At 58.3% G+C, this 17,090-nt stretch carries 7 protein-coding genes; all 7 read right to left on the bottom strand.

Annotation, left to right across the window (positions count from 1 at the left end; translation table 11 throughout):
* Window positions 1-165 precede the first annotated feature (165 nt).
* The 7 genes from OHL14_RS10655 to OHL14_RS10625 all read right to left on the bottom strand — a co-directional run bounded on the left by OHL14_RS10655 (window position 166) and on the right by OHL14_RS10625 (window position 17,087).
* Window positions 166-1,467, bottom strand: coding sequence for a hypothetical protein (locus tag OHL14_RS10655; protein WP_263379326.1), 1,302 nt, complete (start codon window positions 1,465-1,467; stop codon window positions 166-168).
* Complete coding sequence (locus OHL14_RS10650; RefSeq protein WP_263379325.1) at window positions 1,467-4,517, bottom strand: serine/threonine-protein kinase; 3,051 nt, start codon at window positions 4,515-4,517, stop codon at window positions 1,467-1,469. Before OHL14_RS10650 ends, OHL14_RS10655 begins: the two co-directional genes overlap by 1 nt.
* Before the next feature lie 76 nt (window positions 4,518-4,593).
* A complete protein-coding gene (locus tag OHL14_RS10645) occupies window positions 4,594-12,558 on the bottom strand; it encodes a beta strand repeat-containing protein (RefSeq protein WP_263379324.1) in 7,965 nt (2,654 codons plus the stop codon).
* A gap of 485 nt (window positions 12,559-13,043) precedes the next feature.
* The gene (locus tag OHL14_RS10640; RefSeq protein ID WP_263379323.1) at window positions 13,044-13,349 is read right to left on the bottom strand and encodes a YrhB family protein; all 306 of its coding nucleotides are present in this window, start codon (window positions 13,347-13,349) and stop codon (window positions 13,044-13,046) included.
* A 136-nt stretch (window positions 13,350-13,485) separates the two neighbouring features.
* On the bottom strand, window positions 13,486-14,382 hold the full coding sequence (locus OHL14_RS10635; RefSeq protein ID WP_263379322.1) for a PAAR domain-containing protein: 897 nt from the start codon (window positions 14,380-14,382) through the stop codon (window positions 13,486-13,488).
* Window positions 14,383-14,400: 18 nt separating this feature from the next.
* Entirely contained in the window at window positions 14,401-14,859 is a 459-nt protein-coding gene (locus OHL14_RS10630) for a hypothetical protein (protein ID WP_263379321.1), read from the bottom strand.
* Between the two features lie 116 nt (window positions 14,860-14,975).
* Window positions 14,976-17,087: a type VI secretion system Vgr family protein gene (locus OHL14_RS10625; protein WP_263379320.1), complete on the bottom strand. Its 2,112-nt coding sequence runs from the start codon at window positions 17,085-17,087 to the stop codon at window positions 14,976-14,978.
* Window positions 17,088-17,090 lie beyond the last annotated feature (3 nt).

Below are 17,090 nucleotides of genomic sequence, written 5' to 3'. Positions count from 1 at the left end.
TGAGGGCACTCGCGTGTCCAACCGCACAAGATGGTGTAAGGGGCCCGGGTATTCGGCGGCTACAAACAGGTAGGTGGTGAATTGAGTTAGTAGTACCACACGGAGGTTGACGTGAATACCAAAAAATGTCCGAAATACTTACGATTCAACTGCTTTGCCGCCTCGCTACGGGCTGCCGCTTGAGCTTCGCCACGCGTCCAGGATAAGCGGCGAAACATAGCGCTCGACAGGCTTGTACTGCTCGCTTCTTGACTGCTTGAAGAGCCGCTGTACCTCAGGATTGTGAAGGGCCGCCTGCACGCTCTGCGGCGACGCGGGGCGATCGAGCAGAGAACGAGAGAGCCGGGTGGCCGCGAGATAGAAGTGCGCGACGCCGCGCGACTTTACATTCGTCGAGGAAAGATAGGACGAAAGCTCGTCTTCAGCATCAGAGTACTTCGTCGCGTAGAAGTCGCGAATCGCCTGGGTGAGCGTCTTTGCCTGCTCTGCAGGATCGCTGCTGATGATGGCCTGTACAGCGTTTCTACCCGTGGTAGCGGCGACGTTGCCCGGTTGGATACGGATGGCGGCCTCGTATAGCTTCAGGGCATCCTGAAGCTTGCCGGCAGCTTTGGCCTTGTCTGCATCATCCAGCAGATGCGCCGCCGTGACTGCCGGATCTTCCACGGGCTTGGCGGGCTGATTTTTTGGATTGGCCGGTGGGGGTTGTCCCTTCGCAACCTGCGTTGCCGCCGGATGAAGTTTATTCTCGAGCTCCTGCAGATGTGCCGCCGTCCCATCGGGAACGTGAGCGTTGATGCCAAGAGCAACCTGATAGCCCTTGATGGCGCCGTCGATGTCACCGTTTGCCTCGTGTTGTTTCGCAGCCATCAGATCAGCCTGATACCGCGAGATGCTCGCGAGAATATCGTTGGCCATCGACTTGAGCGCGGGATCAGTGACCTGCCCCGCCGCGGAGCGCGCCGCATCGAAGCTGCCTGCGTCGAATGCATCCTTCGCCTGCTTGAGGAACGTGCTGCTCTGATCGGCCTTCGCCACGACTGCAGGGGCGGCAGGAGCAGGCGCTACCGCCGTTACGGGAGCGGGCGGTGCCAGCGCCTTCTGCACATCCTTCACGATCTGCTGCGCCTCTGCATACTGCTCTGCGTTGGCTTTGCAGACGTAATTCGCATAGCGCGTGGCCTGCGGAAACTTGCTGGAGTCGAAGGCATCGTGCGCCTTCTTAAGGCTGTCGCGATCGCTGGCCACCAGCGAAGCTCGGCTGGCATCGCAAGCCTGGCGATAGTCTTTTTTCTTTGTGTCCATTTCGGAAGCTTTGCAGACATACTGCATCTGGAGGCATTGATCACTTGTGGTCTGTGCCTTCTCAAAGAAACTCTTGGCATCCTGCGCGCGCAGGGAGAGCGAACTGGAGACGAGCAGCAGCAGAACGAGGATACGGTTCGCGCGTTGCAAGAAAGCCGCCATTATTGGGCTCCCTTGACGATGGCGTCGATGTCTGAATCGCTAAGCGGCGTGGACTGCATCGAGCAAAGATGAGAGTCGTCACTGACGACGCAGGTCTCGGTGTGACTGCTTCCATCTGCACCGCGGAAGACAACGCTGTAAGTTCCGAGGGCGACAGCATCCATGCGAAGCGGTGTCATGTGGCTGCCTTCTCCGAGCTTGAGCGCAGAGCCCTTGGACGGTGTGATGCTGACAACCTCAGCGTAGGGCGTCGCGTTCATTTGCAGATAGCTCGTGCCCACGGGTGGGGGTTGGCGGAGAAAGAGTACCGCAGCGATGACAACGGCGACAACGCCAGCGACGGCGACCGCAATCCATTTTCCGGCGATGCCGGTACCTTTGACAACGATGGGCAGATTTGCCGTGTCGCCACGCTTCAGCTTCGCTGCACGTGTGGCCTCTTCCAGGAGACGCGTCCAGTCTGCCTGCAGATCTTTCTCGCAGAACTCTGCTGAGGGGCCAACCTTGCTGAGAATATCGATGGCTCGTCGAGCCTCCTGTGCCAGCAGCGCCTGCCTTCCCGATGTGATCGCCTGACCTAACGTGTCTTTTGCGAGGGCAGCGCGCTGGATTTTGTAATCTGCAATTGCGTTCGCAAGTTGAGGAAAATCTCCATAGGCCTGGCGAACGGCTTCAAGCGTATCGAGACCTTCGCGATACTGCAGTTGCTTCAGCTGCTCGCCAGAACGACTGATGGCTGTCTTTGTCGTTTGTTCCTGCTCGCTGCGCGCATCGAGCTTCGAGCGCAGCGCGCGCATTTGCGGATGCTGCTGGATTGCCTGAGGCTGACTGAGAAGAAGTTGCAAAGCTTGTGCCGGATCTGTCGCGCTCAGTGTCTGGATGCGACCGAGGACGGCATCGACACGACGACCGACCTCATCGAACCTCTCCTGCGCCTGCCGCAGCATCTGCAGAATGGCAGGATCGTTGGTCTCCTGAGTGGCGCGTGTCAAGACCTCGATGGCTTCCTTCAGATCGCCTTCGCCAATAAGTTGCTGCGCCTTCTGGATGGCCTCGCCCGTGGTGCGACGATGCTCGCTGGACTTCTTTTCCGCCTGCGCGTAGTCGTAGAGACCGCGGACCTCGGGGCTCTCTCCGCAGTCGAGCATCGCCGTTTCCAGGGTCTGGATCGCCTGCGAGTAATCTGTTTCGTCGAGTGCGGCCTGGGCGCGCTTCAGGTACTGCGCTCGAAGGCCGTCGAGGTTAGCCTTTTTCAGTTGCGTGACGACGCGCTCCTGCATCTCCAGCAGGTAGGGCTCGCCGGGCATCTTATCCAGCGCCTGTTGCACACAGGCCAAGGCCTCCTGTGGATCAGTAAGGAAGAGGCTCTGCACCTTGATGGAGGTTTCTTCAACCAGCTTTTGAGCGAGCGACTCCTCTTGTTTTTTACGGGTTTCGGCGCGCAGACGGAGTAGCTGCGATTCGCCCGGCAGCTTCTCGAGGGAACGGTTGATGAGCTCAAGAGCGCGATCGTATTCTCCGCGGAAGATCTGGTCCTGAATCTCCACCACGATCTGCTCGATGATTTTGCGACGTCGGTTCTCCTCTTGCAGCGCGATCGCGTCCTGATAGAGCTGCTGCGTCTCAGCATCTTTAGGATCGAGCTCGAGGGCTGAGTGGAGAATTTGCACGGCCTGCGTGAACTGATGGTCGCCGAGCTGCTGGCGGCCCTGCTCTTTGAGCTTGCGAAGTGTGCCCGCCCTGGCGGCTCGTTCCTGCTCCTGCAGGATACCGGCGTGCTCATTGCGAAGATCGGTGCTGCTGGAGTCAAGCGTGATGGCCTCGCTGATGGCCTGCGCAGCGCTATGGAAGTCGTTGCGGGATCTGGCCTCGCGAGCCTGATTCTTTAGTGTCTCGACGCGATCGAAGCGATCTTTGAGTTCGCGGACATTGTTTGCCTTGTTCGCGAGATCGGTATTGGTCGGATCGAGCTTGCTGGCCTGGCGATACAGCTCCATTGCATCGAGGAAGTTGCGGGCTTCGACGGCTTTATCGCCCTGAACCACCATTTGCCGAATCTGTTCGGATTTCTGCTGACGCGAGAGCTTGTCCTGTACCTCACGCAAGAGCCGCTTGACTTCGGTGTTCTGCGGGTCAAGTCGCTGCAAATCCATCAGCATGGGACGAGCTTCGGTGAGCTCTTCTCGGTCGAGAAGGCTCTTGACTTGAATCAGAACCTCGCCGACGCGCGAACGTTTCAGGCCTTCATTGATGGCTTCAAGATCACCCGCCATCTCCTCGGCTACGTCGTAGCGATCGTCCGGGTTCTTCTCCAGTGCGCGCTGCACGACGGCTTCCACCGAAGCAGGCACGTTGGAGACAAAGTTCGAGATCGGTTCAAACGGCTCGTTCACCACACGATGCGATGCGGAGATGTCTTCCCCAGGGAACGGCAGCCTTCCCGTAAGCATGAAGTACAACATCACGCCGCAGGCCCAGATGTCAGCACGCCCGTCAGAGGGTTCGCCCTTCAATCGCTCGGGAGAGATGTAATGGAAGGTGCCTATGACGGCACCAGTCTGTGTATGGCCTTTTTCCTTTTCCAGGCGCGCGATGCCGAAGTCCACGATCTTGGCGTGGCCGTTTGGTTGCACCATCACGTTGCCGGGCTTGATGTCACGATGCACGACGCCCTTGGAATGGGCATAGCCCAGGCCTTCGCAGACCTGGCGAACAATATCGAGGATCTCGACCAGCTGCATAGTGCGGCCGGACTTCAAGATGCGCTCCAGAGAATCGCCGCGCAAGAACTCCATCACGATGTACGGGCTGTTGTCCTGCTCGCCAAAATCGTAGACCGTGACAATATTCTGGTGGTTCAGTACACCGGAGCGAGCTTCTATGAGAAAGCGCTCACGCAGTTCGGGTGTCGCTTCCGTCAAGGTCTTGATCGCGACCTCGCGACCAATCATCTGGTCTTCTGCGCGATAGACCACACCCATGCCGCCCCTGCCCAACTCGGCGAGGACTGCGTATTTTCCAATCTGCGTTACAGGCTTCGAGGGGTCCATTTCCTACTTAACATCCAAATTCGGGAGACGAAGGGAACATGAGTGGTGGCCCTGCGTTGGGCTGCCGGGGCGCGGTTCAATTGGCGGGTTGTACGACAACCTCAAACACAGCGGAGTAGACCGCAGCAGGGCTGGTGGTCGTCGAAGTGGCGGTGGCTGTTACCTGGAAATAATAGGTGCCTGTGGGGGTGACGTTCGTCGAGGTCGGCTGCATATTGCCGGATGATCCGCAGCCGGTGAGCATGGGAACGGTTGCCAGCGATAACAGCATCACCGTGAGCACCATCCCTCTGCGAAGACGGCGCCGCAAGGCAATAATCGGCAGCAGCATGGCAAGGCTAAACAGACCGCCTATCTGCTTGCTAACTGGCGAAGTGAGTTTGGCAAAGAGGTTGCCAGTGGTTGTGACATAAATAGTAGGCGCGTAGTTGGCGGCATTCGAAGCGAAGGTCTGCGGCGAGAGCGCGTTTGGGTCAGAGGTGGAGATGCCGCAAGTGGTTCCCGCGGGCAGAGATACCGGCGTGACATTGGATAGCGAGGTGACTGCGGTGCAGGCAAGTGTGTAGTTGTATTTGGAGGCCTGCGGTATCGAATTTGGACTTTGCTCGACCGAACCGTTCAGCCAGTTCCAGATGAAGCCGGCAGTCTGACCCGGTGTGACGTAGGCGATAGCTGGGGCGAGCGTTGTCGAAGTCGACGACGCCGTTGGATTTACAGGGACCTGCGCAAACGGTGTTGACGGAGACGCAGGATACGGCAACGTAATCAAGCCGGTACCACCTGAAGAGCCTGTAACCTGCGCTGCGCCGACATTGCCGATGGTGTAGCTCGTTGCAGAGCCGGCCGCGAGATAGAGTTCCGATGGAACCACGGTGGTGGCGGCCGGCACCATGACGGAACAGGCCTTCGTCGTAATTACGTAGTAGCCGGAGGCTACGCCAGGGTCGCAGACCGTGTAGCCTCCGGCAGCATTTGAGGTGAGGAAGTTGCCCTGCGTGGTGAAGGGATTAGCCGTGTAAGCGCCCGAGGCAACGACTTTGTCGTCGAAAGTATCGGCACCGGTGACTTGGTCAGCCACTGCAACATAGGCCTCCGAGCCTGCCGAAAGGTTTGCCTGCAACAGATTCCTGCCATTCGGGCATGCGGACCCAGAGTTGCAGTTCTGTTCGGTAAGCAGAGACGACACCAGTAGAGGTGTGGGGAGCGTGCCGGTGTTGCCGCCGCCGAAGACGAACGCGTACAGGTAGGGATTATCGTTGCAGGTACTGCGTGTGCCTGCGATGTAGCAGGGATCGCTGTCGTTGAAGTCGTGCGTCTGTGAGTTGCTGACTTGAAGGAAGATGTCAGTCTGCGCAGCAGTCGATCCCTTACCTTGCTGCGCGGAGACGCTGGTCGTGGCCGCCACAACATAGGGTGCAAAGTTGACTGGCTCAAGCACAGCGAATGTTGCAGGCTTGACCGTTGACGTTGTGAATCCATTGACCTGGCCGCAGAGCTGCGAGGGCTGAGCCTGCGGCGACTGTGGGAAGGTGATGGTGTTCGGCACGGCCGCGTAGGGCGTAAGTCCGCTGGGCGTGACGCTGACGGTGATGTCTCCGGGTGCAGGAGCCGCTGCGCTCGTTGAGATCGTTAGCGGTGTTGGCATCGGGTTATAGGTGGTTCCCCCGGGAACGTTCTGCAGCGCCCAGAGCAGGGTGCGCTCGGGCTTTGCAAAGAGGTCCGGCAGGCTGCCGGCAAGCGCCGTGATGCAGACAGATGTGGGGTTGGAACCGACGGTGGGAACCAGCGCAGTTGTTGGCACCATGTATACGCGGGGATTCTGTCCGACCTGATACAGCGGCTTGACCGCACTGGCATCTGGCGGATACGGCGACTTACCTGCAGGCAACGGGCCCGCCGTGAGAGAGGAGGTTGAGACTACAGAAGAGGTGATGCCTGGTGCCGTGACGTTGGTGAAGATCAGCTTGACGGCGGGCGTGGTGCCCGTGGGCGTAAGTGTGAATCCGCCCACTGTGGTGTTGGTGACAGGAGTATTAACAACTTCCACCGATTTGGCCGCAAGATAGTCCTTCGCGTTGGTTCCATTGATGTCGCTATCCTTGTAGTCCTGTTGGGTGAAAGCAGCAGTTTGGAAAGCCGAGATCGCGCTGTTGACGCCGACCAGCGCAGACACACCGAAGTAGCCATCTAATACCAGCGTCTGTGTACCGTTTCCGTAGGGAACCGGGCCGATCGCCAGTGTCTGCGTAGCCGAAGCTGGCACAAGTGCACCGAAAGCACCGCCGATCGCGCAGTTGACCGGCCCCTGCGTCGTCGCTGCGCCTACCGTCTGGAGTGCGGTTGTGAACGGCGCCTGCGTGATCGCGTAATTCAACGTCGGCGTATTCGTATAGTTGGGACCTTCGTTGACGACCGTAACCGTATAGCGGATGCAGTTGTAGACTGTTCCACCGATAACCGCCTGCGTGAGGGCGTTCGCTCGATACGCAGCCTGACCGATCATCGGGGTCGCTCCATCCAGAGTCAGAGCGCTGTTGTCTGTGTACGTCGTGGCGATTGGGTTGGTCGTGGCAAGGCGTAGATGCGCCGCGCGCTGTACGTTGAAGGCTGTGGGTATGTTCGGCGTATTGTTTGTGTTTGAGTCGGAGAACATACCCGTGACCGCCGCAGCCGAGGGAGTAACCAATGCCGTTGGGTTATTACCTACGATCGTTGCAGCGGTGCTGGCGTCTACAAACTTCGCAGTAAACGTGGCATAGAAGCATTGTGCTGTTATGGCAGCGGCGCAGGTACCCGCGTACTGCAGGACGCCAGCGACAGGATTCGGCGTGATCGCGGTCGATGCGGGCGGAACGCAGTTGAGAGAGCCACCATTCGCACCCGTAAAGTACGGGGCCACAGCCGTTGGAATCGTGGAGGAAGCTCCCGTAATCGTGCAGCCCGTTGGCAGGCTGAAAAGCTCCAGGTAAGCCGGCAGCGGGAGGACCACCGAAGTAGATAGCGCGTAGTTGACACCCGTATTGGAAGTCGACGAGGTGAAGAGAACCACATCGTTTACTCCGGCGGCGTTGTTGGCTACGTGCTCATCAAGATTGATGTCGGTTATATCGCTGAAGGTAGCGGGTGCGTGGACCTGCGGAACGATGGTATAGGTCTCGAGCAGGTGAGCGGCGCGCTGCACACCGAAGGGAGCTGAGCCGGTCGACGATCCCGTGTCGACGTTATTGCCTGACACGATGCCCGAGAAGGCCGGCACTGTCGCTCGGATGTTGCTGCCGACTATCGTCGGATTAGTGACAACTGTAGCGCTGCCGACGAGGGTCGCTGTCGGCGGGGCATCAGCAAACTTCGCCAGGAAGCTGACGTAGATGCAGGCTGCGGAGTTCAAAGCACAGGAGGTACCTGACGCGGTGAGTTGCTGGCTGGCGGTACCTGCGGGCGTCGTGGCGCTTGCCGAGGAGCAGACCAGAGTGATCCCGGAAGCCCCCGTGTTGTAGGGAGGCGCAAAAGCCGCACTCGCGGCGGAGACACCGTTGATAGTGCAGGTGGCGGGCAGAGCCGATAAAACCAGCAAATAGGGTGGCACCGGAATGCTGATGCTGACTCCGGCTGCATCGTTTACGCCCGCGTTGTATGCGACCGAGGTGAAGGTGATCGAATCGTTGTTCCCCGCAACATTACCCACCGTATGCTCGTCAAGGTTCAGATCCGACGTGTCAAGGTAGCCCGCGGGTGGGTGAATGGATGGGGACAGAGACTCAACCTGCACAATCTTGGTTGAACGCTGAACGGTAATCACTGTGGGGTTGCCATTGCTGAAGCTGGGGCTATTCAGACCCGAGGCCGCAGCCATGTACGTACTGCCGCTCTGTGAGACAGTCGTCATACCGGAGGTGGTCGTCAGAGGAACGGTGGTTTCCGGGAACGTGGCGTTGAAGCTCACCGTATAGGTGAGATTGCTGGGCGTTACGACGGGCGTCGTCGCGACAGTCTGCAGGTCAGCTTCATAACAGGTGACGAGCGACGTGGCAGAGGAGCAGATAAGTTGGTTGGCTGGGTTGACCGGACTCGAATAGGACGCTGTGAGGTTGGAGATCGTTGCGGTGGTTCCCGTCGCGGAGACGGGAAGCGGGAAGGTGAAGAAGACGCCGCGCGCCACCGACGGACCAAGGTTGGACAGAGTCGCTGTGTAGACGACCGTGTCGGCTATGTTGCCGGAGTTGACTTCATTGACGGTATTGCTTGGCAGCGGTGGAGTCGCTGCGGGGATGGTCGCCCCCAGGGAGAATGTAAGACCGTTTGAGCGGGAGACGGTGAAGCCGCTCGTTGTTCCGGTGGCGGGAAGGTTTACATAGGTTCCCACGGCCGGCACCGTGATGCCTCCGACAGGAACTGAGGCGCTGACCGAACCCGAGGTGGCAGAACTCGCTACCGTCGCAGCCGAGGGGGTGGCCGAAGTTAAGGGCGGGGCGACGGCATCGGCAGCAGTGCCTGTATCGCTGAAACTGCCTATGACGGTGAAGACAGCGCTATTCTTGCCAACCGTTATATTCGTGAAGGTGCAGGACGTAAAGGGCGCCTGAGCGCAGGCAGCGGAGCCCGTGCCAGCGGTGAAAGACGATGAGCTTGCGACGAAACCCTTGGGGAGGGTGAGCGTGACCGTGGCTGAACCAGCCGTGTTGACACCGGTGTTGGAGAGGCTCGCTGTGATCGCCACGTTCGTGTCGCCCAGGCGGAAGCCGGTGGGAGATGTAAACGCGCTGGTGGTAAGCGCCACGGCCAGCGTGGCGTTGCCATAGATGTTGACCGAGAGCGCGGTGCCTGTGACCGGCGCAGCATGTGATGCGTTGACCGCCGGAGCGCTGGTGTTCGATGTGTAGGTGGTGGCCGATTGGTTGGTGAACTGGGAGCCGATATAGTAGCCGGTCGCGGTATACGTCAGCGTCTTACCAGCGGGAAGATCGCAACCCGAGGAGGCGGTCTCCGGGTTGCAACCGGTCGACGAGGTCCACGAGGTCATGCTGAACGTTGACGAAGAGGTGCTCAGGTTCGTCACCAGCTTCACGTCCTGGGCATCCACGCTAGAGGTGTTCGTAATTATGTAGGAGTAGGTGACAGCGCTGTTCGGCGTTGACGTATCGGGCGCACTCACAGCTGCGTTCACGGTGGCAGTCTGTGCTCCGTTCACCGTATCTGTAATGGTGAACGTGGGCCCTAGAGCGATAGGCAACGTCTGCGTAAGATCGAGGCTGTCTCCCTGCGCGTCGAAGGCTGCCGCCGAGATCGTCACGCTGGTCTGGGCGGCGGTCGCGGCGTTGAAGACCGCATTGGTAAGGGTGTCGTTGAGAGTGAAGGTGCCAACGCTTCCGGAAGCCAGATTGGGTATGACGCAGGTGATGCCTGGAGCCGCGCTGGCGAGCGTGGAGGTGCCGAGCGTGCATTGAGTGCCTGTAACGGCATCTCCGTTGTAGGTCAACATGCTCAGCGTATACGGGGTCAGATACGTGCTGAAGGGCAGATTGAAGACTACCGGGGACCCACCACCGGTGGTGCCTGCGCCATTGATATTCCAGACAAGCGTCTCGTTATCTGTAAGTGGCAAAGTGAAGACGGCGGTACCGGGATTTTGGGTATTACCGCCAGCTACGATGGACCCGGTTGATGCCGCGGCGAAGACAAGCTTGGCCACGTAACCGGAGGTCGTAGTTCCGTCGGTCACCTGCGGACCGGGCTGGGCTGCCGAGGCTGTCACAAAGTCCGAGCCGCCCGCAGCAGGTGTATCGATGACGGCGACATAGGCATTGGCCGTATTGTCCACGGCAACAGACACTGCTGCAGCAGTGCCATTCGATGGCCCCACGTAGGCGAGGCCCGACACTGTTGCGATCGCCGGGGCGAGCTGCATCACGTATCCGCGCTGAATCAGGGTGGGCGGCGCGCTGTCCTGAGTGAGGTCCTGAGGCACGGGCGAGCCAGGGAGCAAGGGAGAGACAACCGCAAGCGCACTTGTCTGTGATGGGAAGGATGCCTTCTGTCCGTTCGTACCACCCGCGAGGTAGAGTTTGCCCTGGGCGTCTACTGCCACCGAGTTGAGCGAAGTGCTTGATCCGGTGGTCGATGCGCCAATGAAGGTCGATGTGAGAAGACTGCCAGTTGCATCAATTTCAGCGAGAAAACCTGACTGCGTAGCTCCAGTCGGGTAAAGCGTGTTCAGTGGCGTGATGACGTTGCCGCTTGCAGTGTAGGTAGTCGAGGCGACGCCGTTGGCGACGAGGTCGGTAGAGCTGGTATTTCCTGAGACGTATAGCGTGCCAGCACCATCAAGAGTCACACCGGTGGCAACGTCATTCTTGCCACCTCCGGTCCAGTAACTAAAACCGAGCGTGGTGGTCGAACCTCCGGGCACGAGCTGCGCCGCAAATCCGTTCTGGTCGCCGCCGCCCGTGGGTGGCGGATAAATCGCAGTCAGCAAGGCGGGACCGTATGTGCCAGCTTTAGGGAAATCGCCAAAGGTGGAACCGCTCACATAAAAATTGCCGACGGCATCGATCGCTATACCCGTAAGGGTGGTACCGAGATCCATGTCGCCGCCAAGGTAGGTCCCATACTTTTGGGTCTTCAGCGAGCTATCCAGCTGCAGGACAATGGCCTTTGTAGTGGCTGTATCCGCAATAGCAGCGATCAGACCTGTGCTTACAAGAGCGTTCGTGGTCACGGGAAACGCTGCGCCGGTGGTGACACCACCAATTGCGAGGCTCGTGCCATCCGGCGAAGCTGCAATGCTGTTGACCAGAGTAAGACCGGCCGTGAGTTGCGCATGCGTACCTTCTACGTAGGTCGTCGCAACGAGAGCGCCGCTGGCGGTATCAAACCGGGACACGAAGCCAAACTGGCTGTGGTTGTGCGTCGGGTTCGTCTGAAAGGTCGTACCGCCCGGTGTTGGGAGATCGGTTGCCCACGTATACCCACCGATGTAAAGGACCTTACCTGTCTGCGGAGTCGCAAGGGCCGCCGTTGCACCTGTTGTAGCTCCGGTTGCACCACCGATATAGCTAAGCCACGCGATAGAAGAGCCGTTCGCGGTCGAAGAGAGCTCGGCAACAAAGGCGTCCGAATTCCCGCCGGCTGGACTGCTCGATCCAGAAGTGGTGGTCGCCGCCCAGCTCGCAATGGAAGAGCCTGTGTACCCTGTGAGGTAAACGTTGCCGCTGGCATCGGAAACGATGGCGCTCGAAACCGATCCGGCAGAGCCCGAAGCATACGTGGCGTAGGTGATGACAGGATCAATCACTAGCTGACGTGAAGGGTCGTAGCTGCCCAGCAGAAAAGTCAGGTCTGCGGTCCCTTGTGCTTTGCGAGAAAGACTAAAGTTCGCTGCGACGTTATGATGCGATCCATCCGCCAGAACCTGGTATGCCTGCGGTTTGTGCAGGCGCAGGTAGCCATCATCCGCGTCGAGTATGAGATCGCCGTTCTCCGCAAGCCGCACGCCGCTCGCACCCGAAAGGTGCATGGAAAGCAACGAAGCGTCCGCATGCGGAGCCAGCAGGAAGTCATGCTCGATCACACTATTGTGCGAGTAGAACTCCGCGTCGATTCCAGTATAGAGACCTCGCAACGCGATGCGATCGAAGTTGCGTACTCCCGTGTGCCAGTTCTGCGGATCGTTCCCGATGTAATAGTTTGTCCTGAAAGCTGCTTGGTCCATGCCCACCGGCTGGGCCGGCTGCGCTCCGTTGAAATCGATGTCGATCCTGCGTGAGCTGTACTTGCCAGTCATCGCAAAGCTCAGCGAAGAGGGCTTTACCTGAATGCTGTAGGCCTGTGCGCGCCCGGCAAAGAGCGTGCCCGCGGGCAGCTGGCCGACGTTCTCCTCAAACACGACCGGAATCCCATTTTGCGAAAGGCTGCTGGGGCGAAGCTTCGATGTCTTAGGGGTAGAACTGTCGACTGCCGCGAATGCAGATGTCGTCAATACAGAAGACAACAGAACGACAGGAAGGAAGATCGACCGCGCGAGAGCGCCACGTGACAAAGACATTGGGTCCCTTCAAGGTGCAGATTGCAGGCGTCCAAGGGGGCCCGACGTCACGTACGCGCGACGCCTGCAAAAGATTCAGGTGGATGTGAAAACAAGGCGATCATACAAAACGACCCATATCGCGTCAAACGAATTATCGGAGATCTCTTTTGAGCGCATCCCAAAGAGAAGTAACTCCAGTTCGAGCTAGCCTTCTACGAAACTTACCGCGGGGTTCATTCCTTCGCTACCTCTCCATGCGACAAATGCCGCAAGACTTCAGAGGTTTCCCGTTTGCGACAAAGCGCTCATGCTTTGTCGCTTCATCTCTGGAGATTCGTCTAGACCAAGTTGAAGCCATCACGATGCGATCACGCAGGCCGCCCTGAAAGACGGTCGACTCAACTGCGCCAGCCGCTGTTGAGCGACTAGTTTGTCAGGAACATCGAGAACAAGACTGATATCGCGTCTCACGTGGCCTGGTTCAGGAACTTCTAAAGCGCAATTTACTGGGGATGAGCCTTCTTCCACTCTTTATCGAAGGCTTCAATCGCTGCTGGCGGTGATACGGAGGTAGGCAGAAAGTGAGTGCTTCCATCCTGGCGAAGAACGATCACGGGACCGGCTCCCAAAACCATATCCCGGGGGTCCTGGGTCTCCAAATAGCGGCGCGGTGCATAGAAGAATACCCAGCCAAAGTCTCGCTCGACCGTGTGTTCGGTGAGGATGATGAAATTCGCATCCGGCATAAGCGTATAGATAGCATGGCTTGCAATAGTTAACGCTTCGCTTTGGTTCACTGGATGGGACATAGTCACCTTCTTCTTGGACTGTGCGGCTTCGCCGCTTGCGTTTGACAGAAATACCAGGATGATCGCCGTCAGGGCAAAGATAGTAATCCGATGACGGTTTCGAGAGCTCCGTGCCCATTGGCAAATAGATAACTGGCTAGGGTACAAGGCCATAACCGATACTGCTTTTCCCATCAGGGTTATACCTCTGGTTTGCTGCAGACACATCGGTAATCACTTCTTTTGGCTGTCCGGGACCCCAGTCCTGACCTTCCACAATACCAACCACACCGCCATCATTGCTCAAGGCTACAACATGCCCCCCGGAACCAGGCGGTGGCCAAAGGATAACGACAATAGCCACAGTACCGTTCCCGCCTTGCTTAACTGCATCGAACGCCTCGTTTAGTGTCTTACCAAAAGTGATGTGTGTATTATTCCGCTGCTCCATGAACGACACACCCACCGGTCCCTTATCAGGCGCCGTCTCGCTGGGATCCGTGCCCTTGATACGGTCTACAACAGCATTCGTAATGTAACCGCAGTTCTTCTGGCTGTTCGTAGGGTTGACCTCGGCAACAGCTTTTTTCTGCGTTCCTCCGGGAGCCCAATCGGGGGGTAATGCATTTGGCATACCCATCGCCGCAGCAGCTTTGGAGAGAAAAGCTTTCAGGCCGCCACCCCCTAATTGCGAATCTCCGGCAGCAGCCACCAGTCCGGCTGCAATACCTCCCATGCCACCGGCCCCTGGTGCGGGTGAGCCGATCTCACCGATCATCACGGTAGGTTCGCCCAGAACAATCACGCCACCATGCGCTGTTGGATCGCCCATGCGCGCCGCTGGGAGAAAGTCGATAAATACACCTGTCGAGCCCATGATGATGATGTCCGGCGGTCCAACGCAGGTGAGCATATCTGTCACCCTGGCGGCGGGTAAGAACCCTACCAGCACGGTTGGCGCGCAGGGAGGCAGAATAGGGCCACCCACATGGGGCACGATGCCGGTGACCATCGGACAGACGTGCATGTCGGTGACGCGAGCTGCTGGGGGCATCGTCTTCTCCTCTCTGCCTCAGGTCTGTAAAGGAGCCGCAGGCCGCGGCTCTAAATCGGTCGAATCGGGGGCTGGCAACACGCGCAGCCCCTTGGTGAACTGGTCCGAGTACGGTCGCACACTCTGCAATTGCTGCTGCGAGGCTGTCAGCGTAATGATGCCAACCCATAACCCGATCCGGACATAGGTTTGAACATGAATGACTGTGTCCGCTTCGGGCGTATGCAGCACAATCATCATTCGCGCCTCGTCGCAGTCAGGAAACGAGGTAGGTTGCGGGCCCGCGATCTTCGGCTCGATAAGGTTGGACTGGATCATCTTCGCCTGAGCTGCCAGGTACGTATCGAACTCTTCCGCCGACTGAAGATCGTCCTGCCCCAAGGCGACATTGGCCAGGAGTGCTTCCTGGCCTGAAGCGATTTGGCGAATACCGAATCCGTAAATCACCGCCCATCCCTGAGGCAAAATCGTCATCATCCATCTGCCGACGGTGGGAAAGTTCGAAGCTCCTCCGGATTGATCTGCGGGCTCTATCAAGGGTCACCATGCAGCGTGGCAGGTTCTCTGCGAAGTAAGAATCGAAGCAAGAGCGACTAGGAGTTCTCTCGCCAAGAGCCTCCCGGGGGGGGCGTCGGGTCGACTGGGTCCTGTGGGTCTGTGACAACCGCTGGCGTTCCAGGTACGGCTGCACCACCGCTATTGATAAGCACCATCGTCCCAGAGATAGCGACGCCTGCCGGGCCGATCGTAATAAACCCGCCCGCTCCCTGCAGGCAAAGTTCCATGCCGCTTTCAATGACGACTTTCATGCCGCCTTTGATGTGGACCTCCTGCCCGGAGTCGACGACGTAAACCGAACCGACCTTCTCGTTATGATTGCCTCCGACGTTCATGGCATAGTCTCCGCCGGTCTTCTCGGTCAGCTTGCCGCCGTACGCGATGTCGGTATCGCCCTCGATTTTTTCCTTGAGGGCCCCGCTGATTTTTAGGCTGGTGTCACCAGTTATGGCCTCGTTCAGCGTTCCTTTCACCACGGTCGTCTGGTTCATATCGACTGTCATCCATCTCGACTGCTTCACCTCGACGACCTCGTTATTGCCGACGTTGCGATAGTTGTCATTTTCTACGTTGACGTTCATGTCCTTTTCGGCGTTGATGTAAATTTCTTCCGAGCCCTTCTTATCCTCAAAACGGAGCTCGTTCGCATTGGAAGCGCCACCGCCCTTGGAACTGCGAGTCAGCACTCCAGTCATGGTGCTCATATCCGGCAGCTTGTACTTCGGCATGTTTACGGCGTTGTAGACCGAACCAATCACCACAGGAGCATCCGGGTCGCCATTCAGGAACTGGATCAGCACCTCATCGTTCTTGCGCGGCCAGAAATACGTGCCCCAGCCGCTGCCAGCCCATGGCTGGGCCACTCGTACCCAGGTGTTATCGATGGTGTCTGCCTGTCGCTCGCGGTCCCAAAAGAACTGCACGCATACTCGGCCCTGCTCGTCGACGTACAGGTCTTCGCCGGATGGGGTAACGACGATGCCAGATTGAGGGCCGGCTACACGCGGCTTTGGAGTGCGCGCTGCGGGACGAAAGAGTCTTTCACTTTCGATAGCCGCAAAGCGTGCGCTGTAAGGCGCCAAGGCTGCGTCCTCACTACCGAGATAACTCGGCACTTGAACGGCGTAGTGCGCTACCTCCGTGAGCAAGTAACTGCTGTTCCATGCATCTCTGGGATGCATGGCCATCTCAAAGACGCCGCCCGGGAACATGGTACGTGCGGTGCTGACACCGTGAAACGTGTTGTAGTTCACGTCGCTCGCATCGAGCTGATACTTAAGGATCGGATCGCTGTAGGCGTCGGACTTCCGGGATCCATCTTTCGATAGCTTTTTGACCGCACTTGTTCCTGGCGATGGAAACTCGTAACGCTCCAGCGCGTTCTTCCCTGCCGGTTGCGCGCTTTCGACAGGATCCCCGACGATGGCGACACGGCCGTGGGGATCGTAGTCGCGGTAGCTGTGTCTGCCGGTGACCATTGCAGCGGTCGCGCGAATATCGTTGATGACCGGCTGGTAGAGGTCCTGGTTTCCGTCTGCCTGCGGAGCATAGTTAAGCGTCTGTGAGTTCGAGTCGTATCCTTCACGACTGTTGCCGAAGACGACGACGTTGTCTCCGTCCTTGTGCTCAAACCAGTAGAAGATCCCATATTGCTCCGCGACGCGACTGATGAAGTTGAAGTCCGTCTCGTTGTATTGCGTGCAGTAGTCGAGCGTCTGTCCCGTGGACTCCGTCTTATCGGAGACAGTGAGCGCATAGGGCGCGATCACATCTTTAATGATGTCCATCGGTGTCTTATCCTGAAAGACCCGGCAGTTGACACTCAAGGTCAACTGCCAAAGCGAAGGAACGATATGGGCTCGGTATACATCGAAGTTATCGTCCCCGGAGGTCTGCTCCAAAGCGGCGATCACACCATGGACATAGCGCGAACCCTGAGAGCTGAGCAGCGCAATTGCGACAGTCGCCTTCGTAGCGATCAGAGTGGACGGGTCGATATCGGTGCCTATCTCTGCCAGCAGCTCCACCTGGAAGTCGAAGAGACGCGATAGTCCCTCCACCCCTTCCAGTGATTGGATCAGCAGCAGGTCCTTCTCCAGCACCGTCGTGATCTGCATCAACCTGTCAGCTTGTTTGTACGTCGGCATAAT

It is taken from the genome of Granulicella paludicola (assembly GCF_025685545.1).
Taxonomy (GTDB): Bacteria; Acidobacteriota; Terriglobia; order Terriglobales; family Acidobacteriaceae; genus Granulicella; species Granulicella paludicola.
This window is presented reverse-complemented; position numbering and strand designations above follow the sequence as displayed.